This is a genomic window from Kitasatospora sp. NPDC058115 (genome assembly GCF_042884635.1).
In the GTDB taxonomy this organism is placed as follows: domain Bacteria; phylum Actinomycetota; class Actinomycetes; order Streptomycetales; family Streptomycetaceae; genus Kitasatospora.
On record NZ_JBHVTL010000043.1, the window covers coordinates 1 to 20,525 of the forward strand.

The following is a 20,525-nucleotide window of genomic DNA, read 5'->3' on the forward strand; positions in this document are numbered from 1 at the left end:
GGCTCCGGCAGCTGCCCCGGTTCCCGCGCCCGCCCCGGCGGCGGGCCAGGGCTGGCCGCCGGCCGACCCGTCGGCGCCCCAGCCGTACCCGGCCCCGGCCCCCGCCCCCGCCCCCGCCCCCCCGCAGCCCTACCCGGCGGTGCCGGGCCAGCCGCAGCCCTACCCGCAGGACCCGGCCGCCTGGGCCGCCGCCCAGCAGGCCCAGCAGGCGGCCCAGCCGCCGCAGGCCCACCCGCAGCCCGGGCAGCCGCAGCCCGGCCAGGTCGCGCCGCCCCCCGCCGCCGACCCGCGCGCGGCCGGCTGGCCGCAGCCCGGCGCCTACCCGCCCCAGCAGCCCGCGCAGCCCCAGCCCGGCGCCCCGCAGTGGGGCCAGCCGCCGGCCGCGCCCGCCGCGTTCCAGCAGGCCGGCGCCCCGCAGCAGACCGCGCACGGCGCGCCGCTCGGTTACACCGCCGCCGTCGAGCTGTCCTCGGACCGGCTGCTGCGCAGCCAGCCGAAGCAGCAGCGCCAGCAGCCGCGCTTCCAGTTCGGCGGCAAGGCGGCGGCCGCGGAGAAGGCCCGCAAGCTGGAGATCATCCGCACCCCCGTGCTCAGCTGCTACCGGATCGCGGTGATCAGCCTCAAGGGCGGCGTCGGCAAGACCACGACCACCACCGCCCTGGGCGCCACGCTGGCGAGCGAGCGCCAGGACAAGGTGATCGCGATCGACGCCAACCCGGACGCCGGCACCCTCGGCCGCCGGGTCAAGCGGCAGACCGGCGCCACCATCCGCGACCTGGTGACGGCCATCCCGCACCTGCGCAGCTACATGGACATCCGTCAGTTCACCTCGCAGGACCTGCACTCGGGCCTGGAGATCCTGGCGAACGACGTCGACCCGGCCGTGTCGACCACCTTCAACGACTCGGACTACCGCCAGGTCATCGACGTGCTGGGCCGCCAGTACCCGATCATCCTGACCGACTCCGGCACCGGTCTGCTGTACAGCGCGATGCGCGGGGTGCTGGACCTCGCCGACCAGCTGATCATCGTCTCCACGCCCAGCGTGGACGGCGCCTCGTCCGCCTCCACCACCCTGGACTGGCTCTCCGCGCACGGCTACGCCGACCTGGTGCAGCGGTCCATCACGGTGGTCTCCGGGGTCCGCGAGACGGCCAAGATGATCAAGGTCGAGGACATCGTCGCGCACTTCCAGACCCGCTGCCGCGGCGTGGTCGTGGTGCCGTTCGACGAGAGCCTGGCGGCCGGCGCCGAGGTCAACCTCGACATGATGCGGCCCAAGGTCCGCGAGGCGTACTTCGACCTGGCCACCCTGGTCGGCGAGGACATCGTGCGGGCCCAGCAGGCTGCCGCCCAGCAGGCGAGCTGGCAGCAGGCCCCGCCGCAGCAGGCGGCCCCGCAGCCCCCGGCGCCAGGCTACCCGCAGCCCCAGGGCGGTCCGCAGCCCCAGCCGCCGTACGGCCAGCCGTACCCGTACGGCTACCCGCCGCAGCCCGGCCAGCCCGGTGCCCAGCCCGCACCGGGCACGCCCTGGGCGCAGCAGCCCGGCCAGACCCCGCCGCCCCCGGCCGGGTACGGCTACCCGCCGCAGCAGGGCGCCCAGCCGCAGCCGCCCGGCCCGCCCGCCGCCTCCCGGCCGCCGGTCCCGGAGTGGCAGCAGCCGCCCGCCCCGCCGGCCCCCGGCTACGGCTACGCCCGGCCCGAGGACGCCCAGCAGCCGCCGGCGGGCTACGGCTACCCGCCGTCCGCCCCTCCGCAGCAGTAGGAGACGACGAGGGCCCGCCGACCTCCCGGTCGGCGGGCCCTCGTGCCGTTGCGGCGGCGCCGGTCGGCCGACACCGGTCAGCCCGCGTCGGTCAGCTCGCGGGCGCGCTTCACGTCGTCGGCCATCCGGTCCAGCAGCGCCTCGATGGAGTCGAACTTCTCCATCCCGCGCAGGTAGACCAGGAACTCCACCGCCACGTGCAGCCCGTAGAGGTCCAGGCCGACCCGGTCGATGGCGTACGCCTCGACGGTGCGCGCGGTGCCGTCGAAGGTCGGGTTGGTGCCGACCGAGATCGCCGCCGGCATCCGCTCGCCGTCGGCCGTCAGCCAGCCCGCGTACACGCCGTCGGCCGGAATCGCGCTGTGCGGCACGGTCTCCACGTTGGCGGTCGGGTAGCCCAGCTCGCGGCCGCGCTGCGCACCGCGCACCACCACGCCCTCCACCCGGTGCGGACGGCCCAGCACCTCCGCCGCCCCGGCCACGTCGCCGGACCCGACCAGCCGGCGGGTCAGCGTCGAGGAGAACGGCTCGCCGTCGCCCGCGGTGCCGCGCACCTGGAGGTCCACCACCTCGACGCCGCAGTCCGCGGCCCGGCCGAGCTCCGCCAGCAGCCCGACGTCGCCCGCCGCCCGGTGGCCGAAGCGGAAGTTCGGCCCCTCGACGACCAGGCAGGCGTGCAGCGCCTCCACCAGCACCTGCCGGAAGAACTCCTCCGGCGACTCCTTCGAGAACTCGGTGGTGAACGGCAGCACCAGCACCGCGTCCACGCCCAGCTCCTCGATCAGCTCCGCCCGGCGAGGCTGCGGGGCGAGCAGCGGCGGGTGGCTGCCCGGGCGGACCACCTCGCTCGGGTGCGGGTCGAACGTGACCACCACCGAACGCACGCCCCGCTCGCGGGCGCGCTCGACCACCCGGTTGATGATCAGCTGGTGTCCGCGGTGCACCCCGTCGAACGAGCCGATGGTGACGACGCTGCGTCCCCAGTCATCGGGGATCTCCTCCAGGCCACGCCAGCGCTGCACCTGACCGCTCCTTGTTCCCTACGGTGCGTACCGTCGGTACGCTCAAACGCTCAAAACCCGAACCCCTATAGCGTGCCATGCGCCTCTCCCGAGTTCGGCACCGGAAGGCAACTTGGTCGCACCACCCGGTGCCGGGGCGCGGCGGCGGACGTCCGGAGCGCCTCGCCGCCGCCCGTGCGCTCGGCCTGCGCCGCCGCGTACTGCGGGTCCCGCCCGGCCGCCACCAGGGCGCGCAGCCGGTCCAGCCGGGGCCCCACCGGTCGGGCCGGGCGCTCGTCCCGCGGCCAGCGCGCCAGCAGCGCGGCGAACGCCGCCGAGCGGCTCGCGCAGCGCACCAGCAGCGTGTCGGCGTCCGGCAGCCCGGCCGCCGCCCGTACCAGCACCGCGCGGGCCCGGGCCGGCCGCTCCGCGGCGCAGTGCTCGGCCAGCCCGGCGACGGCGGCCGCCAGCACCTCCGGGTCCCCCTCGGTGGCCAGCAGGGTGTCCAGCAGCTCGCAGCGCAGGGCGTCCGCCACCGGGTCGGGCACCGGGCGGGAGAGCGCCTCGGCGAACGGCCGGCGCACGGCCGCCGCGCGGGCCGCCAGGGCGCTGCTCAGCAGCACCCGCAGCTCCAGCCGGGCCACCGCCCCCTCCACCACCCCGCGCGCCAGCCGGCGGCCCAGGTAGTCGACGGCGAGGGGACCGGCCAGCTCCGGCCGTTCGCGCAGCAGCCGGGCCGCCAGTTCGGCGGCGCACCGGACGGCCAGCGGCGACCGGGCGTCGGCCAGCACCCGCAGCGTCCCGGCCACCGGCGCGCCGGACGGTCCCGCGCCGGCCGGGCCGCCCAGCCGGTCCGCCAGCGCCGCGAGGACCGGCTCCGGATCGCTCTCCAGTGCCGGGGCCAGGGCCCGCGCGGTCAGGAACCGGTCCTCGCCGCGCCGGTACACGGCCAGCGCCGCCGCCAGGTGCCCGGCCCGGCTCCGCCCGTCCCGCAGCAGCAGGGCGAGCGCGGCACCGTGCAGGGCCGGCTCGTCCTCCCGGGCCAGCAGGGCGAGCGCGGCGAACCGCAGCAGTTCGGGGCCGGCGCCGCGGGCATGCGGGGCGGTGCGCAGCCCGTGCACCGCGGCGGCGACGTGCCGTTCCGGCCGGGGGTCGTGGCTCCAGCGGTCCACCGCCCGGCAGAGCGCCGACGGCTCCTCGGCGGCCAGCACCGCCAGCAGCGCGTCCGCCCGGGGGTGCGCGGCCCCGGCCAGTGCCTCGGTCAACTCGTCCAGGGCCAGCGCCCGGTGCGCGAACAGCAGGTCGTGCGCGAGGTCGGCGACGACGGCCCCGGGCCGGCCGGCGAGGCCGCGCGGGTCGTCGAACCAGGCGCACAGCAGCGGCACGACGCCCGCCGGGTCGGCGCGCAGCCGGGCGGCCACCGCGGCGAGGAACGGCCGCCGGGGCCCGTCGGCGGCCACCAGCCGCCGGTACAGGTCGAGTTCGTGCTCCACCGGCAGCCCGAGGGCGGCCCAGAACCCCGGACCGAACCCGCCCGGCCCCGGCACCGGCAGCCGCTCGAATCCGCCCGCGACGGCCGACCGTTCGACGATCCGCTCGGCCAACTGCTCCAGCAGCGCCCGGTGTTCGCCGATGTCGGGGCCGTCTGCCAGACCCGCGGTGAGCAGCGCGCAGGCCCACCAGGCGGGCTCGCTGCCCGGCGGGCGCAGGTCCACCGCCCGCCAGAGCCGGTGCAGCCACGGGTCCAGCGCCGGCGCGCCCCAGGTCTCGCCGATCCTGCGCAGCGCGGCGGCCACCGGGCCGATCCGGTGCCGCGGCACGACGGCGCGGCCGGCGGGTGCCGCCGCGGGGGTGTCCTCGGCCTCGCCGAGCAGCAGCCGCAGCGCCGCGTCCAGGTCCAGGTGCAGGCCCTGCAGCCAGTCGGCGAACTCCCCGTGCGCGAAGCGGTGACCGGGCCCGGCCGGGACGAACAGTCCCTCCGCCAGCACGGCCGCCGCCCATCCGCCGGCCACCGGGAACAGTTCCTCGAACGCGGCCCGGCCCAGGCCGCCCTCCCCGGCGCCGAGCATCCGCCGGGCCGCCTCGTGCACCCGTCCCGCCACCGCCGCCGCCGTCCGCCGCACCCGCCCGGCCGCCTCCCCGGCCGGGCGGACCGCGCCGCGCCGGTGGGCCCCGGGCCGCCGGGAGCGGCCGTCCTCGACGAGCCGCCGGGCCACCCGCAGACAGCACAGGTCGAGGTGGGCGGCGAACAGCTCACCGCGGCGCACCGGCTCCCCGCGCAGCCCCTCCGCCCACAGCTCCCCGGCCAGCCGGACCGCCAGGGGGTGCCGGGCGTCCGCGTCCGCCGGCCACCCCGGCGGCAGCCCGTACCGTCGGCGCACCCGGTCCGCCGCCCCGGCGGGCAGCGGCCCGAGCCGCCGGACCACCGCCCCCTCCGGCCCCGCCCCCGGCGCCAGCGCCGCCCAGCCCTCCTCCCCGCAGACGGCCAGCAGCCGCGCACCGGTCGCCGCCAGCCACCCCGCCGACGCCCGCAGCCAGTCCGCGTCGAGCGGCACCGGCGACTCCTCCGGCCCGTCCAGGACCACCAGCAGCGGCCGACCGGCCGCCGCGCAGAGCGCCGCCACGGCCGCCGCGCCGGGCGGCGGCACCTCCAGCCCGGCCGCCGCCGGCACGAGCGCCCGCTCCACCGCTCCCGCGAGCGAGCGGTCCCCGGCCGTGAGGTCGGCGCCGCGCAGCCACACCGTGGGCCGCGGGCACTCCCCGCCGCGCCGTACGGCCACGGCCGCCGCCTCGGTGCTCCGCCCCGATCCGGGCGCCCCCACCAGCGCCACCACCCCGGCGTCCGCCGCCCCCGTGCCCCCGAGCGCACCCCGCACCCCGGCGTCCGGCCCCGGCCACGCGCCCCCCGGCCCCGCCGCACTCCCCGTCGCCGACAGCCCGGCCCACTCCACCAGGCCGTCGGGGCGCTCCACCCGATCCGCCGCCAGGGCGGCCACCCGGCCCGGGCCCGCGCTCGCCCCCGCGACCTGGGCGGCCGTCAGCCGGAGCACCCCGGCCAGGTTGAGCGCGCGCCCGTAGGCGGGCACGTCCGCGGCATTGCGCGCCAGCAGCTCGGTGAGCTCCGGCCCGGGCGCGACGGCGCCCCGCACCGGGACGGCGGCCGGCGGCCCCGGCCGTCCGGGCACCCGCAGACCGGGCACCACCACGGCGACCACCGCACCGCCCGCGGCGTCCAGCACCGGCGCCCCGGCCGGGACCGCCGCCGCGTCCGCCGCCGAGGGCACGTCGAGCAGCAGCACGCCCTCGATCGGATGGAAGCGGCCGCCCTGCGGGTACACCGCCGCGGTGGTCGCGGCGGGGCCGCACCGCAGCAGCACCGTCCGCCCGTCCGCCCGCCCCTCGCCCGGCGCCGGGACGGTCAGCAGCAGGCCCCCGCCGCTCCCGCCCTCCGGCGGCTCCGCGAGGGGCAGCGGCGGGACCGGCAGCCCGCCGTCCGGGCCGGTGCACAGCAGGGCGAGGCCGTGCCCGGGCAGCAGCCGGACGTGCTCCGGGCCCACCACCCTGGTCCGTCCGCCGCGCAGCTGGAGCACGATGCCGTCGAGGCCCGCGACGGCCTCGTGGGCGGTGAGGACGGTGCCCTGCCGGTCGACGGCGAAGCCGAGCCCGCGCAGCCGCCCGTCGCGGTCGCGGATCCGCAGCAGGGCGCGGCCCGCGCCGCCCGCCGGGCCGGTGTCGTCGTCCTCCCCCGGAGAGCTCCTGAAGCCCCGCAGTCCCGGCATGCCCGCAGCCCTCCCCGCAGGGCCGGGCGGCCCGGGAGTGGACTCGTCGCGGCGGCCTGCGCGCCGCCGGGGAGCCTGCCCGGCGCGCGCGCGGACGGACCGCCCCCGCGCCGGTCACGACCGCCGTTCACTCCGCGCGCTCCCCCGTGCGGGTGAAACTCCTCCGGGCACCGGCCCCGCGCGGCCCGATCAGCCGACGAAGACGGCGACCGGCCGGGCCTGGCCGCCCTTCTCCTCCACCAGCGCCAGGAAGGTGCCGTCCGGCCCGAACACCGCGATCGGCCCGTCCACGCCCATCCCGGGCGCCTTCAGCCGGGCGCCGTGCGAGAGCTGCTTCGCCTGGTCGGCGTCGAGGTCCCAGCGCGGGAAGGCGGCCGCCGCGGCCGCGCCGATCGGCAGCACCTCCAGCGCCGCGCCGGAGCCGCCGGTGACCGACTCCTCCAGCTGCTCCAGGGTGCGCGCCGACTCCACCCCGTACGGGCCGACCCGGGTGCGCCGCAGCGCCGTGAGGTGGCCGCCGACGCCGAGCCCGGCACCGAGGTCGCGGGCGAGCGCCCGGATGTAGGTGCCGGAGGAGCACTCCACGGTGACGTCCAGGTCGATCACCGGCGTCCCGTCCTCCGCCACCGCCGCGCGCTGCCCGTGCACGGTGAACGCGTGGATGGTGGTCGGCCGGGCGGCCAGCTCGAAGTCCTCGCCCTCGCGCACCCGTGCGTAGGACCGCTTGCCGTCGATCTTGATCGCGGAGACCTTGGACGGCACCTGCATGATCTCGCCGGTGAGCGCGGCGATCCCGGCGTCGATCGACTCGCGGCTCACCGCGTCGGCCGGGGTCGAGGAGGTGACCTCGCCCTCCCGGTCGTCGGTGACGGTGGTCTGGCCGAGCCGGATCGTCGCCTCGTAGGTCTTGGCGGTGAGCATCAGGTGACCGAGCAGCCGGGTGGCCCGCTCGACCCCGATCACCAGCACACCGGTGGCCATCGGGTCGAGGGTGCCGGCGTGGCCGACCTTCCGCGTCCCGGCCAGCCACCGCAGCTTGGCGACCACCCCGTGCGAGGTGATGCCCTCCGGCTTGTCGACGATGACCAGGCCGTCCGGACCGGTGCCTTTGCGCTTCATCAAGTTCTCTCTGTCAAAGCCCTACACACATCAACCGCACCGCAAAGCTACCGAAGCCGCGGCGCGGCTACCGAACCCGCAGTGCGGCCCGGAACCGCTCCACCACCACGGCGACGTCCTCCCGGGCCGAGAACCCGGCCGCGAAGACGTGACCCCCGCCGCCCATCCGGGCGCAGGCGGCCGCGACGTCCACCGCGCCCTTGGAGCGCGAGGAGCCGCGCAGCGTGCCGTCCGGGTCCTGCTTGAGCACCAGCGCCACCTCGGCCTCGGCCGGGCGGCGCAGGATGTCGATCAGACCCTCGATCTCCTCGACGGTCACGCTGAACAGCACCAGGTCCTGGTACGGCACCCAGGTCCACACCAGCCCCAGCCCGCCCGCCGCCTGCGGCTCGTAGACGGCCCGGTCGAGCGCGCCGGCCAGCACCTTGAGGTAGCCGAAGGAGGAGGTGTCCCACAGCTGCCGCGCAATGAGGTCGTGCCGGATGCCGGTGGCCAGCAGCCGCGCCGCCAGCTCGTGCGTCGCGGGGGTGGTGGCCCGGTACTTGAACGAGCCGGTGTCGGTGGCCACACCGGTGTAGAGGCAGGTCGCCAGGTCCTCGTCCAGCTCGACGCCGAGCCGGCGCAGCAGCTCGTCCACCAGGACGGCGGTGGCCGGGGCGCCCGGGTCGATCAGCTGGTGGGTCCCGAAGCCGGGGTTGGAGGCGTGGTGGTCGAGGACGGCCAGCACCGGCGCGGCGAAGGCCTTGTCGTGCAGCAGGCCGAGCCGGCTCTCCGCCGCGACGTCGAAGCAGAGCACCAGCTCGGGGACGTCGGGCACCGCCGAGGCCGGCACGATCAGCTCCTGGCCGGGCAGGAAGGCCAGCGACTCGGGGACGATCTGCGGGTCGTCGCCGAAGGAGACCCGGACGTCCTTGCCGAGCCCGCGCAGGGCCAGCGCGGCCGCCAGCGCGGAGCCGAGCGCGTCGCCGTCCGGGCAGATGTGGCAGATCAGGTCGACCGAGCGGGCCCGCCCGATCTCCGCGACCACCTGCTGCCAGACCAGTTCGGCCCCGCTCTCCTCGGCCCGCGGTCCGGGAAGCACCGCGAGGGCACCCTCCACCGTGTCGGTGGAGGACGCCCCCGTGGTCGAACCGGAACCGGCCGCCGAACCGGCCGCCGCCGGCTCACCCGCCATGACTACTCGTCCTCGTCGTCACGCTCGGCCGCCGGAACCTTGTACGGGTCCGCGTCACCGGCGTAGGTCGCGCCCGCGGCGGTGGTGCGCACCGCGGCGTCGATGGCCCGGGCCCGGTCGAGCAGGTCGTCGATGTTCCGGGCGTTCTCGGGCAGGGCGTCCGCGACGAAGGTCAGCGTCGGGGTGAAGCGCACCCCGGTCTGCTTGCCGACCTCGGAGCGGAGCACGCCCTTGGCGCTCTCCAGCGCGGCGGCCGTGGCCTCACGCTCGGTGTCGTCGCCGAAGACGGTGTAGAAGACGGTGGCCTCGCGCAGGTCCCCGGTCACCCGTGCGTCGGTGATGGTCACGAACCCGAGCCGCGGGTCCTTGATCCGGCGCTCCAGGGTCTGGGCGACGACCACCTGGATGCGGTCGGCGAGCTTGCGCGCCCTTGCGGTGTCGGTCACGTTGCCTCCTCGTGCAGTGGGCCGGGTACCCGGGCGTGCTGCGCGCCCGTCGGGGCCCCTGCCCCAAAGTACCGGCCCGCGCCCAGCCTTGTGGGCGCTCTCGGTCCTGATCTGTGTGAGAACGGCGACTCACGCCGCCCGGCTCCACAGCTCTCATTCGTCGTCGTCGTTGTGGTAGCGCCTCCTGGCGGAGAGCAATTGAACCTCGGGGCGGCCGGCGACCAACCGCTCACAGCTGTCCAGGACCTCGGTGACGTACCCGGCCTCGCCGGACACCACCGCCAGACCGATCTCGGCCCGGCGGTGCAGATCCTGGTTCCCGGTCTCCGCAGCGCACACGCTGTACTTGCGCTGCAGTTCGGCCACGATGGGCCGCACGATCGACCGCTTCTCCTTGAGCGACCGGACGTCGCCCAACAGCAGGTCGAAGGTGAGTGTTCCCACGAACATGTGTGACAGGTCAAGCCGACCTGGAAGGCCTCGGGGAGCGGCCCCGAACGGGACCGCTCCCCGGACCCTACACAGCAGGACCGGGGCCGGTCGACGGGAATTCCACCCGTCGGCCGGCCCCGGCAGCCACCCGCTTACGCGCGCGGCTTCTCGCGCATCTCGTAGGTCTCGATGATGTCCTCGACCTTGATGTCGTTGAACGAGCCCAGGGTCACACCGGCCTCGAAGCCCTCGCGGACCTCGGTCGCGTCGTCCTTGAAGCGGCGCAGACCCTCGATGGTGAGGCTCTCCGCCACGACCTTGCCGTCGCGCAGCAGGCGGGCCTTGGCGTTGCGGCGGATGATGCCGTCGCGGACCAGGACACCGGCGATGTTGCCGAACTTGGAGGAGCGGAAGACCTCGCGGATCTCCGCGGCGCCGAGGCGCACCTCCTCGTACTCCGGCTTGAGCATGCCCTTGAGGGCGTTCTCGATCTCCTCGATCGCCTGGTAGATGACCGAGTAGTACCGGACGTCCACGCCTTCCTTGTCGGCCGCGGCACGCGCACGGCCTTCGGCGCGCACGTTGAAGCCGATGATGATGGCGTCCGAGCCCATCGCCAGGTCCACGTCGGACTCGGTGATGGCACCCACACCGCGGTGCAGGACCCGGAGCTCGACCTCCTCGCCCACGTCCAGCTTGACGAGGGCGTCCTCAAGGGCTTCCACCGAACCGGAGACGTCACCCTTGATGATGAGGTTGAGCTGCTCGATGGAGCCGGCGGCGATGGCCTTGTCCAGGTCCTCCAGGGACACCCGGACCCGACGCTGCGCGAAGGCGGCGTTGCGGTCGCGGGCCGAGCGCTTCTCGGCGATCTGGCGGGCGGTGCGGTCCTCGTCGACGACGATGAAGCTGTCGCCGGCGCGGGGCACCGAGGTCAGACCGAGCAGCAGCACCGGGCGGGACGGGCCGGCCTCGGAGAGGCTGTTGCCGTTCTCGTCCAGCATCGCGCGGACGCGGCCGTAGGCGTCGCCGACCACGATCGAGTCGCCGACGCGGAGGGTACCGCGCTGCACGAGGACGGTCGCCATGGCACCGCGGCCCTTGTCGAGGTGGGCCTCGATGGCGATACCCTGCGCGTCCTGCTCGGGGTTGGCCCGCAGGTCCAGCGAGGCGTCCGCGGTCAGGACCACGGCCTCCAGCAGCTGGTCGATGTTCAGGCCCTGGCGCGCGGAGATGTCGACGAACATGGTGTCGCCGCCGTACTCCTCGGCCACCAGGCCGAACTCGGTCAGCTGGCCGCGGACCTTGGTCGGGTCGGCGCCCTCGACGTCGATCTTGTTGACGGCGACCACGATCGGCACACCGGCGGCCTTGGCGTGGTTGAGCGCCTCGACCGTCTGCGGCATGACACCGTCGTTGGCCGCGACCACCAGGATCGCGATGTCGGTGGACTTGGCACCACGGGCACGCATGGCGGAGAACGCCTCGTGACCCGGGGTGTCCAGGAAGGTGATCGGGCGCTCTTCGCCGTTCACCATCGTGGCCACCTGGTAGGCACCGATGTGCTGGGTGATGCCACCGGCCTCGCCGGCCACCACGTTGGACTTGCGGATGGCGTCCAGCAGGCGGGTCTTACCGTGGTCGACGTGACCCATGACGGTGACGACCGGCGGGCGCGGGGCCAGCTGGTCCTCGTCGCCCTCGTCGGCGCCGAAGTCGATGTCGAACGACTCCAGCAGCTCGCGGTCCTCGTCGTCCCGGCTGACGATCTCCAGCTGGAAGCCCATCTCGTCGGCCAGCAGCTGCAGCGTCGCGTCGGAGACCGACTGCGTCGCCGTGACCATCTCACCGAGGTTGAACATGACGGAGACGAGCGCGGCCGGGTTGGCGTTGATCTTCTCCGCGAAGTCCATCAGCGAGGCACCGCTCGACAGGCGAACGGTCTGGCCGTTGCCGCGAGGCAGCATCACACCGCCGACGGACGGGGCCTGCATGGCCTCGTACTCCTGGCGCTTCGCCCGCTTCGACTTGCGGCCACGGGCCGGACGGCCACCGGGGCCACGGCCGAAGGCGCCCTGCGTGCCACCACGGGCACCCGGGCCACCCGGACGGCCGCCGAAGCCACCCGGACGCGGGCCGAAGCCACCGCCGCCGCCACCCGGGGCACCGCCACCGGGACGCGGACCGCCGAAGCCGCCACCGGCCGGACGCGAGCCCGGACCGGCCGGACGGCCCTGGAAGCCCGGACGGGCACCACCGGGCGCACCCGGACGGCCACCGGGGCCACCCGGACCACGGCCACCCGGGCCGGGACGCGGGCCCGGACCGGCCGGACGCTGCGGCATCATGCCCGGGTTCGGACGCGGCATGCCCGACGGGGTCGGACGCGGGCCGGCCGGACGCGGCATGCCGTCGGGACGCGGAGCACCGGCACCCGGGGCACCCGGAGCGGCCGGACGCGGCGCGCCACCGGGACGCGGGGCACCACCCGGACGGGGAGCGCCGGCGCCGGGGGCACCCTGGCCACCCGGACGCGGACGGTCACCACCGGGACGCGGGGCACCCGCACCGGGGGCACCCTGGCCACCCGGACGCGGACGGTCGCCACCCGGACGGGGACGGTCGCCACCCTGGCCGGCCGGAGCACCCGGACGGCCGCCCGGCGCGCCCGGACGGCGGTCGCCGGGACGGGCCATGCCGGTGGCACTGCCCGAGGTGAACGGGTTGTTGCCCGGACGCGGACCGGCCGGACGCGGGCCCGGACGGGCACCGCCGGCGGCGGGGCCGGCCGGACGCGGGGCCTGGGAGGCCGGACGCGGAGCCTGGGTCTCGGCGGCCGCGGGGGCCGGCGAGGAGAACTCGGCCGCCGGGGCGGCCGGCGCCGCGGGGCGCGGGGCCGGGCGCGGGCCCGGCGTCGGGCCGGACGCCTTGGGCGCGGCCGGGGCGGCCGGCGCCGGGGCGGCGGCCGCAGGGGTCGGACGGGGACCGGGGGCCGCGGGGCGCGGACCCGGGGTCGGGGCACCCGGCTTGGGTGCACCCGCGGCCGAACCGGCCGCGGGCTGGGGCGCCGCGGGCTTCCGCGGGCCCGGCTTGGCAGCAGAGCCACCACCGGTGGGGGCAACGCCAAGCGCGTCAGTCAACTTGCGTACGACCGGCGCCTCGATCGTCGAGGACGCCGAACGGACGAACTCGCCCAGCTCGGTGAGCTTGGCCATGACGGCCTTGCTCTCCAAGCCAAGCTCCTTGGCGAGTTCGTAAACCCGGACCTTAGCCACTTCACTCCTGTCTATGAGTCCGGGGGTCTCGTCCGCCGGACTGTCGCTACTTCATGGGCGTACCCATCGCGTACTCATCGCGTACTCATCGAGTGCTCATCGCAATCTCGACCTACTTCCACATCGCGAGGTACCTGACTGGTGGCACGGCGTACGGCTGCCCGTGCGCCGTGCTTGTTGCGGTGGTTCTCCGCCGCGCGAGCGGCGGGCCGTCACGGGGAGCTGTCGCTCACCCGCTCCTCGATGAACTCGCGGAGCCGCCCGGTGTCGAGCGCGCCCTGGAGCCGGAAGGCCCGGGGGAACGCCCGTCGGCGGACCGCGAGGTCGAGGCAGGCCGGTTCGGGGTGCAGGTGTGCGCCCCGGCCCGGCAGTGCGCCACGTGGATCAGGGACGCAGACGCCCTCGACCGCCGTGACACGCAACAGCTGGTGCTTGGCCGCGCGCTTGCGGCAGCCCACGCAGGTGCGTTCCGGGCGTGCTCGGACATGCGTCCGGCCAGACGAAGGCAAGTCTACCCCTCCGAAGGGACATGGCGCCGCCCCGCCGGTCCCGGAGGGAACGGCGGGAACACTGCGACAACAACGACTACTGGGCCGCGGATTCCTGCTCGCCGCCCTCGGTGTCCGGCCGGATGTCGATCCGCCACCCGGTGAGACGGGCGGCCAGACGGGCGTTCTGCCCCTCCTTGCCGATCGCCAGCGACAGCTGGTAGTCCGGCACGATCACCCGTGCGGAGCGCTGGGCGGCGTCGACGATCTCCACACTGGTCACCCGGGCGGGGGACAGCGCGGCGGCGACCATCTCGCGCGGGTCCTCCGACCAGTCGACGATGTCGATCTTCTCGCCGTGCAGCTCACCCATCACCGCGCGCACCCGGGAACCCATCGGACCGATGCAGGCGCCCTTGGCGTTCAGCCCCTGGCGGCGCGACCAGACCGCGATCTTGGTCCGGTGGCCGGCCTCGCGGGCGATCGCCGCGATCTCCACGCTGCCGTCCGCGATCTCCGGGACCTCCAGCGCGAACAGCTTCTTCACCAGGCTCGGGTGGGTGCGCGACAGCGTCACCGACGCCCCGCGCACGCCCCGGCGCACGGCCACGACGTAGCACTTCAGCCGGGTGCCGTGCCGGTAGTCCTCGCCCGGGACCTGCTCCTGCGGCGGGAGGATAGCCTCCAGCTTGCCGATGTCGACCAGCACGTTCTTCGGGTCGTTGCCCTGCTGGACGACACCGGTGACGATGTCGCCCTCCTTGCCCGCGTACTCGCCGAAGGTCTGGTCGTCGGCGGCGTCGCGCAGCCGCTGCATCATCACCTGCATGCCGATGCTGGAGGCGATCCGGCCGAAGCCGCTCGGGGTGTCGTCGAACTCCTTCGGCTCGACGCCCTCCTCCAGCTCCGACGCGTCCTCGGTCGCCCACACCGTCACGTGGCCGGTCCTGCGGTCCAGCTCGACCCGGGCGCGGCGGCGCGAGCCCTCGGTGCGGTGGTACGCGGTGAGGAGGGCCGACTCGATCGACTCGACCACGAGGCCGAAGGGGATGTTCTTCTCGCTGACCAGCGTGCGCAGGGCACTCATGTCGATGTCCACGGCTACGCCTCCTCGTCTTTCGTCACGTTCTCGTCGAGCAGCAGCTCGTCGTCCTTGCGGTTGAACTCCACCTGGACCCGGGCCCGGGCGACCTCGCCGTACTCCAGCCGGCGCTCCTTGGGCCGGCCGCGGCCCTTCACGGGCTGCACCTCGACCAGCGCGCCGTCCTCGTCCGCCTCCAGCACCCGCGCGACGATCTCCCCGCCGTCGACGAGGTGGATGGCGGCCAGCCGGCCCTCGGCGCGGATCCAGTGCCGCGGGGCGCTCAGCGGCCGCTCCGCGCCCGGCGAACCGACCTCCAGGACGTACGCGCCGGCCCCCATCACGTCCGACTCGTCCAGGGCGTCGCCGACCACCCGGCTGAACTCGGCGATGGTGTCCAGGTCCACGCCGCCGTCGGCGTCCACGTCGATCTGCACCTGGCGGCGGCTGCCCGCCTGGGTGACCTTGACGTCCTCCAGGTCCAGGCCCGCCTGCGCGGCCAGCGGCTCCAGCAACGCGCGCAGCCGGTCGATGTGGGTGGTGCTCATCCGGGTGGACTCCTCGGCCGCGTCTGCTGTTGTCGGAAGGTCGCCCCGCACCCCCGGCGCCGGTGCGGCGCGCGGCCGGGTCGCGGCAGCTCGGCCCAAAGCCTAGCCGGTGAACCCCCCAACCACCGATTCCGGCCCCGGCCCCGCCCCGACCGGTGCGAGCAAGCTCACACCGCCCGCACGCCCCCGGCGCGAACGCAATCCACGCCCACAGACGTAAGGATTCTGTAATCATTCACGCCATCGAGGGCAGGCGGGCAGGCCGTCCTCCCGTACACGCCCCGGAGTGACACCCATGCAGCCGCCCAGCCGACGGACCTTCCTCACCCTCGGGCTGCTCCTCACCGCCGGCACGGCCCTCACCGCCTGCACCGACGGGCACGGCACCGACAGCGCCCCGGCCGGCGACCAGCGCCGCCCCGACCCCGACGAGCCGGTCCGCCTGCGCGCCGTCGCTGCCACCGACACCCTCCTGGCCGGCTACGACGCCCTCCTCCCCCAGGCCCCCCAGCTCCAGCCGCTGCGCGCCGAGGTCGCCCAGCACCGCGCCGCCCTCCAGCCCACCACCACCAGCCCCGCCACTCCCCCCGGCACCGCCGCCCCCACCACCCTCGCCGAGCTGGCCGCCCTCGAACGCCGGACCGCCCAGTCCCGCCTCGCCGACCTCGGCGCCGCCTCCCCCCAGCTGGCCCGTCTGCTGGCCTCCGTCTCCGCGGCCGGCGTCCTGCACACCCTCGCCCTCGGCGACCCCGCCCCGTCCGCGGCCCCCGCCCCGACCCCCTCCGCCACCACCGGCGAGCCGGCCACCGCCTTCCAGGACGCCCTGGGCGCCGAACACGCCGCCATCTACGGCTACGGCGTGGTCGGCGCCCGCCTCACCGACGACCAGCAGCGCACCGACGCCCGCACCACCCTGGCCGCCCACCAGTCCCGCCGCGACGCCTGGCAACGCCTCCTCACCGGCACCGGCGCCACCCCCACCGCCGCGGCCCCCGGCTACCAGCTCCCCTTCCCGGTCACCGACGCCCCCACCGCCACCCGCCTCGCCGCCCACCTGGAAACCCGCCTCACCACCGTCTACGCCGACCTGGTCGCCGCCGTCCCCGCCCCCCACCGCCCCCTCGCCGCCGACGCCCTCCGCGAATGCGCCCTCCGCGCCCACCACTGGGGCGCCACCCCCGCCCCCTTCCCCGGCTTCACCACCCCCAGCGCCACTCCCAGCGCCACCCCCACCCCCTGACCAGGCACGCAGCCCGATCAAGCCCCCACCCAACCCCCACCTCACGCACCCACCCACCCCCACGCCCCCACCCCACCCCACCGAGCGAGAGGGATGCGCTGCGGGAGGGGGCGGCGTAGGGGGTGGCTGCGGAGAGGGGGCGTTGCGGGTGATTTTCGGACTGCCCACGGCGAGCACCCCGCCCCCACGGTGTCGGCAGTCGGAAAATCATCCAGCCCCCCGGAGCGGCCACCCCCGGAGCCGACCCCGCACCCACCCTCCCGGGAGCCGTCCTGCACACCCCCACCCCGCGTCGCCACCCCGCCCCATCCCCCCCATAACCGACAATGGACCCGTACCGCCCCAGGGGACCCGCCACCGGAAGGCCACCATGTCGGCAGCACCAGGACCGATCACCGTCCCCGACTGGCTCACGCGAAGCGTCACCGCGACCCACCCCGCCGAGGCCCCCGCCTGGCTGGCCGGCCTCCCCGCCCTGGTCTCCGAGCAGCTGGCCCGCCTCGCCCTCACCCTGGACCGCGTCCTCGACCCCGGCGGCACCCACAGCCTCGTCGCCTACGTCCACCGCGACGACGACCTCACCCCCGCCACCCTCAAGGTCTCCCTCCGGACCCCCGCGACCGCCCACGAGCCCGAAGCCCTCACCGCCTGGGCCGGCCGCGGCGCCGTCCTCCTCCTGGACGCCCATCGGACCGCCAGCTCCGGCGTCCTCCTCCTGGAACGCCTCCACGGCGAGATCCCCCTCCGCTCCCTCGCCGAGCCCAAGGCGATGCTGGAAGCCACCAGCCTCCTCCACCGCCTCTGGCTCCCCCTCCCCGAAGCCTCCTCCCTCCCCGCAGCCCCCGCCCTCCCCACCGAGGCCCCCGCCCTCCCCGACGAGGCCACCCCCCTCCTCACCGAGGCCAGGGAAACCGCCACCGCCCTCACCGCCTCCGCCACCGAGCGGTTCCTCCTGCACGGCGACTTCCACCACGGCAACGTCCTCGCCGCCGACCGCGCCCCCTGGCTGGCCATCGCCCCCCGCCCCCTGGCCGGCGAACGCGCCTACGACCTGGCCCGCCTGGTCCTCGACCGCGCGGACACCCTGGTCGGCTCCCCCGGCCTGCCCGGCGCCGTCCGCCGACGGCTGCACCAGCTCGCCGAAGCCCTGGACGTCGACCGCGACCGCCTCCGCGGCTGGACCCTGGTCCGCGCCGTCGACCTCGCCCTGGCCGCCCTCGCCGCCGGCCGCCGCCCCGAGGCCGAGCTCTACCTGGAGTTCGCCGGCGTGCTCTGAGACGCCCCGGCCCCGCCCGTCCCCCGCAACGGCAACGGCGCCCCCATCACCGCGTACCGCCGCTCCGTGTTGGGGAAGTGCACGGCCCGCGCGAGGTCCCGGTACCCCAGCGCCCGGTAGAGCCGCCGCGCCGGCGTCTCGGCGTCGATCGCGGAGAGGATGCTGCGGTCCATCCCGGACCGCGCGGTGAGCGTGCGGATCAGCGCGGAGCCGACCCCCCGCCCCTGGAACTGCGGCAGCACGTGCAACTCGGTGACCGCGAAGACCCCGTCCAGCCAGTCCCCGTGCCCCCGGGCGACCAGATAGGGCTCGATCACCGTGCTCCACCAGTGCTCACGGTGGTTGGGCATGCCGTACCCGAACCCGACCAGCCGCCCCCCGTCGAACGCCCCCAACGCGATCACCCCGGGCTGCTGCGCGTGCCGCCCGACGATGTGCAGCCGGACCATGACCTCCTCCGGCGTCAGCCCGAACGCCACCGCCTGGACGTCCAGCGCCTGCGGAGCCCACGCCCCGAGGTCGATGGCCTCGATCACCACCCCGGCACCCCCCTCGGCACCCCCGCCCCGCCACTTCGCGTCCCGTTCCATGTCCCCGCCCCCGCCCCTCAGAACAGCACGCTCATGAACGCCCCGACCTCCCGGAACCCCACCCGCCGGTACGCGGCCCGAGCCCGCAGGTTGTAGTCGTTGACGTACAGCGAGACCACCGGCGCCACCTCCCGCAGCGCGATGTCCAGCACCGCCGCCATCCCGGTCTCGGAGAGCCCCTGCCCCCGGTGCTCCGGCGCCACCCAGACCCCCTGGATCTGGCAGGCCCCCGCCGTGACGGCCCCGATCTCGGCCTTGAAGACGACCTCCCCGCCCTCCCCGAACCGGGCGAACGAGCGCCCCGTGGAGACGAGTTCGGCGACCCGGGCCTGGTAGAGCAGCCCCCCGTCCCCGGCCAGCGGGGAGACCCCGACCTCCTCGGTGAACATCGCCACACAGGCCGGCATCAGGGTGTCGATCTCGTTGCGCCGCACCCTGCGGACCAGCGGATCCGGCCCGATCTCCGCGGACGGCACGCTCGTCGACAGCAGCGGCTGGTGCGCCCGGACCTCCCGGGCCGGCCCCCAGCTGCGTTCCAGCAGTGCCCACAGCGCCGCCGTGGGCCCGGCCGGGCCCACGATGGAGGAACAGCGGCGCCCCTGCCGCCGGGCACGCTCCGCGAAGGCCTGGACGGCCTGCGGGCCGGCGTTGACCAGCACCAGGTTGGCCCCCGCGTAGCAGAGGGCGTCGAGTTCGCCGTTCTCGTCGTACCAGCCCCACATCTCGCCGCCGAGCCGCCAGGGGTCGAGGCCGACGGCCTCCACCCGGGTGGCGACGAAGGCGTTGGCGACCGGGTCGCGGTGGAGGACGGCGAGGGCGTCGGCGAGGTCCGGTGGTTCCAGCACGCGGGTGGTCGCCAGGGCGCGGGCGGCCTGGAACGAGCTGGGGAGCATCACACCTCGATCGAGCATCGAGACAGCACCTTACTGAGACGACTCTGGCCGCACCCTACTCCGTGCCCCCACCCGGATACGGCCGCGGGGCCGTCCGCGCACGGACGGCCCCGCTTCCGGAAGAACTGCGCGGACCCACCCGACACCGGGGTGGGTCACTCGCCGGCGGTGACGGTCGGCGCGCCGGTCTCGACGCCCTCGGCCTCCATCTGCTCGGCGATCTTGAACGCCTCCTCGATCAGGGTCTCCACGATCTTGGACTCGGGCACGGTCTTGATGACCTCGCCCTTGACGAAGATCTGGCCCTTGCCGTTGCCGGAGGCGACGCCGAGGTCGGCCTCACGGGCCTCGCCCGGGCCGTTGACGACGCAGCCCATGACGGCGACGCGCAGCGGCACGTTCATGCCCTCCAGGCCGGCCGTGACCTCCTCGGCGAGCTTGTAGACGTCGACCTGGGCGCGGCCGCAGGACGGGCAGGAGACGATCTCCAGGCCGCGCTGGCGCAGGCCGAGCGACTCCAGGATCTGGTTGCCGACCTTGATCTCCTCGGCCGGCGGGGCGGAGAGCGAGACCCGGATGGTGTCGCCGATGCCCTCGGCGAGCAGCGCGCCGAAGGCGACCGCGGACTTGATGGTGCCCTGGAAGGCGGGGCCGGCCTCGGTGACGCCGAGGTGCAGCGGGTAGTCGCAGGCGGCGGCGAGCTGGCGGTAGGCGTTGATCATCACGACCGGGTCGTTGTGCTTGACCGAGATCTTGATGTCGCGGAAGTCGTGCTCCTCGAACAGCGAGCACTCCCAGAGCGCGGACTCGACCAGCGCCTCCGGGGTGGCGCGGCCGTACTTCTCCAGCAGGCGCTTGTCGAGCGAGCCGGCGTTGACGCCGATCCGGATCGGCACGCCGGCGTCCTTGGCGGCCTTGGCGATCTCGCCGACCTTGTCGTCGAAGGCCTTGATGTTGCCCGGGTTGACGCGGACCGCCGCGCAGCCGGCGTCGATCGCCGCGAAGACGTACTTCGGCTGGAAGTGGATGTCGGCGATCACCGGGATCTGCGACTTCTTCGCGATGATCGGCAGCGCGTCCGCGTCGTCCTGCGAGGGGACGGCGACCCGCACGATCTGGCAGCCGGACGCGGTGAGCTCCGCGATCTGCTGCAGCGTGGCGTTGATGTCCGAGGTCACCGTCGTGGTCATGGACTGCACCGAGACGGGCGCGTCGCCGCCGACCGGCACGTTGCCGACCATGATCTGACGGGAGACCCGGCGCTTGGCGAGCGGCTTGAGCGGCAGAGACGGAATACCGAGCGAGATCGCGGTCATGTGCGCAGGGTTCCCCGGGGTTGAGGTGTGGTCGGTGCGGCCGCCGCTGGAGCGGCCGAGCCCGGACGCGCCGACGATCGCACGCCCGGGCTCCAACGGTAC

General features: G+C 75.6%; 16 protein-coding genes. 3 read left to right on the plus strand and 13 right to left on the minus strand.

The annotated features are described in order from the left end of the window. The coding region (locus ACFVVL_RS32820; protein ID WP_387681716.1) for a MinD/ParA family protein at nt 1–1,765 on the plus strand (1,765 nt) is incomplete at its 5' end. Between the two features lie 77 nt (nt 1,766–1,842). Here the strand turns inward: ACFVVL_RS32820 and ACFVVL_RS32825 are convergent. From ACFVVL_RS32825 to rimP, 10 genes are all read right to left on the minus strand, one after another. Continuing rightward, nucleotides 1,843–2,787, minus strand: a complete 945-nt coding sequence (locus tag ACFVVL_RS32825) for a bifunctional riboflavin kinase/FAD synthetase (RefSeq protein ID WP_380292275.1) — start codon at nt 2,785–2,787, stop codon at nt 1,843–1,845. A 65-nt stretch (nt 2,788–2,852) separates the two neighbouring features. After that, nucleotides 2,853–6,545 carry a serine protease gene (locus ACFVVL_RS32830; RefSeq protein WP_387681719.1) on the minus strand — a complete coding sequence of 1,231 codons (3,693 nt, stop codon included), beginning with the start codon at nt 6,543–6,545 and terminating at the stop codon, nt 2,853–2,855. Between the two features lie 189 nt (nt 6,546–6,734). Continuing rightward, a complete protein-coding gene (truB, locus tag ACFVVL_RS32835) occupies nt 6,735–7,664 on the minus strand; it encodes a tRNA pseudouridine(55) synthase TruB (protein ID WP_380292271.1) in 930 nt (309 codons plus the stop codon). A gap of 67 nt (nt 7,665–7,731) precedes the next feature. Then, on the minus strand, nt 7,732–8,838 hold the full coding sequence (locus ACFVVL_RS32840) for a bifunctional oligoribonuclease/PAP phosphatase NrnA (RefSeq protein WP_380292269.1): 1,107 nt from the start codon (nt 8,836–8,838) through the stop codon (nt 7,732–7,734). A gap of 2 nt (nt 8,839–8,840) precedes the next feature. Beyond that, on the minus strand, nt 8,841–9,284 hold the full coding sequence (gene rbfA / locus ACFVVL_RS32845) for a 30S ribosome-binding factor RbfA (protein ID WP_355372127.1): 444 nt from the start codon (nt 9,282–9,284) through the stop codon (nt 8,841–8,843). A gap of 153 nt (nt 9,285–9,437) precedes the next feature. Then, nucleotides 9,438–9,734 (minus strand): DUF503 domain-containing protein, encoded by a 297-nt coding sequence (locus tag ACFVVL_RS32850; protein ID WP_350554301.1) that lies wholly within the window; start codon nt 9,732–9,734, stop codon nt 9,438–9,440. Nucleotides 9,735–9,868: 134 nt separating this feature from the next. Further along, nucleotides 9,869–12,991: a translation initiation factor IF-2 gene (gene infB, locus ACFVVL_RS32855; protein WP_387681724.1), complete on the minus strand. Its 3,123-nt coding sequence runs from the start codon at nt 12,989–12,991 to the stop codon at nt 9,869–9,871. 212 nt (nt 12,992–13,203) lie between these two features. Continuing rightward, the gene (locus ACFVVL_RS32860) at nt 13,204–13,449 is read right to left on the minus strand and encodes a YlxR family protein (protein WP_375969135.1); all 246 of its coding nucleotides are present in this window, start codon (nt 13,447–13,449) and stop codon (nt 13,204–13,206) included. 127 nt (nt 13,450–13,576) lie between these two features. After that, entirely contained in the window at nt 13,577–14,578 is a 1,002-nt protein-coding gene (gene nusA, locus ACFVVL_RS32865; protein WP_380294787.1) for a transcription termination factor NusA, read from the minus strand. A gap of 2 nt (nt 14,579–14,580) precedes the next feature. Continuing rightward, complete coding sequence (gene rimP, locus ACFVVL_RS32870) at nt 14,581–15,108, minus strand: ribosome maturation factor RimP (protein WP_387681728.1); 528 nt, start codon at nt 15,106–15,108, stop codon at nt 14,581–14,583. Nucleotides 15,109–15,403: 295 nt separating this feature from the next. Between rimP and ACFVVL_RS32875 the strand changes: the two genes are divergently transcribed. Then, a complete protein-coding gene (locus ACFVVL_RS32875) occupies nt 15,404–16,348 on the plus strand; it encodes a ferritin-like domain-containing protein (RefSeq protein WP_387681731.1) in 945 nt (314 codons plus the stop codon). A gap of 370 nt (nt 16,349–16,718) precedes the next feature. Beyond that, nucleotides 16,719–17,624 carry an aminoglycoside phosphotransferase family protein gene (locus ACFVVL_RS32880; protein WP_387681734.1) on the plus strand — a complete coding sequence of 302 codons (906 nt, stop codon included), beginning with the start codon at nt 16,719–16,721 and terminating at the stop codon, nt 17,622–17,624. Here the strand turns inward: ACFVVL_RS32880 and ACFVVL_RS32885 are convergent. From ACFVVL_RS32885 to ispG, 3 genes are all read right to left on the minus strand, one after another. Further along, nucleotides 17,597–18,214 carry a GNAT family N-acetyltransferase gene (locus tag ACFVVL_RS32885; RefSeq protein WP_387681737.1) on the minus strand — a complete coding sequence of 206 codons (618 nt, stop codon included), beginning with the start codon at nt 18,212–18,214 and terminating at the stop codon, nt 17,597–17,599. The genes ACFVVL_RS32880 and ACFVVL_RS32885 overlap by 28 nt on opposite strands. 17 nt (nt 18,215–18,231) lie before the next feature. After that, complete coding sequence (locus ACFVVL_RS32890) at nt 18,232–19,107, minus strand: GNAT family N-acetyltransferase (RefSeq protein ID WP_380294823.1); 876 nt, start codon at nt 19,105–19,107, stop codon at nt 18,232–18,234. A gap of 155 nt (nt 19,108–19,262) precedes the next feature. Then, nucleotides 19,263–20,423 (minus strand): flavodoxin-dependent (E)-4-hydroxy-3-methylbut-2-enyl-diphosphate synthase, encoded by a 1,161-nt coding sequence (gene ispG, locus ACFVVL_RS32895; protein WP_380294795.1) that lies wholly within the window; start codon nt 20,421–20,423, stop codon nt 19,263–19,265. Nucleotides 20,424–20,525: the final 102 nt, after the last annotated feature.

What these genes read in the sequence shown, in the direction of transcription:
- ACFVVL_RS32830 (WP_387681719.1), bottom strand. Translation starts at nt 6,545, where the DNA reads ATGCCGGGACTGCGGGGCTTCAGGAGCTCTCCGGGGGAGGACGACGAC.
- truB (WP_380292271.1), bottom strand. Translation starts at nt 7,664, where the DNA reads ATGAAGCGCAAAGGCACCGGTCCGGACGGCCTGGTCATCGTCGACAAG.
- ACFVVL_RS32840 (WP_380292269.1), bottom strand. Translation starts at nt 8,838, where the DNA reads ATGGCGGGTGAGCCGGCGGCGGCCGGTTCGGCGGCCGGTTCCGGTTCG.
- ACFVVL_RS32850 (WP_350554301.1), bottom strand. Translation starts at nt 9,734, where the DNA reads ATGTTCGTGGGAACACTCACCTTCGACCTGCTGTTGGGCGACGTCCGG.
- rimP (WP_387681728.1), bottom strand. Translation starts at nt 15,108, where the DNA reads ATGAGCACCACCCACATCGACCGGCTGCGCGCGTTGCTGGAGCCGCTG.
- ACFVVL_RS32875 (WP_387681731.1), top strand. Translation starts at nt 15,404, where the DNA reads ATGCAGCCGCCCAGCCGACGGACCTTCCTCACCCTCGGGCTGCTCCTC.
- ACFVVL_RS32880 (WP_387681734.1), top strand. Translation starts at nt 16,719, where the DNA reads ATGTCGGCAGCACCAGGACCGATCACCGTCCCCGACTGGCTCACGCGA.
- ACFVVL_RS32885 (WP_387681737.1), bottom strand. Translation starts at nt 18,214, where the DNA reads ATGGAACGGGACGCGAAGTGGCGGGGCGGGGGTGCCGAGGGGGGTGCC.
- ACFVVL_RS32890 (WP_380294823.1), bottom strand. Translation starts at nt 19,107, where the DNA reads ATGCTCCCCAGCTCGTTCCAGGCCGCCCGCGCCCTGGCGACCACCCGC.
- ispG (WP_380294795.1), bottom strand. Translation starts at nt 20,423, where the DNA reads ATGACCGCGATCTCGCTCGGTATTCCGTCTCTGCCGCTCAAGCCGCTC.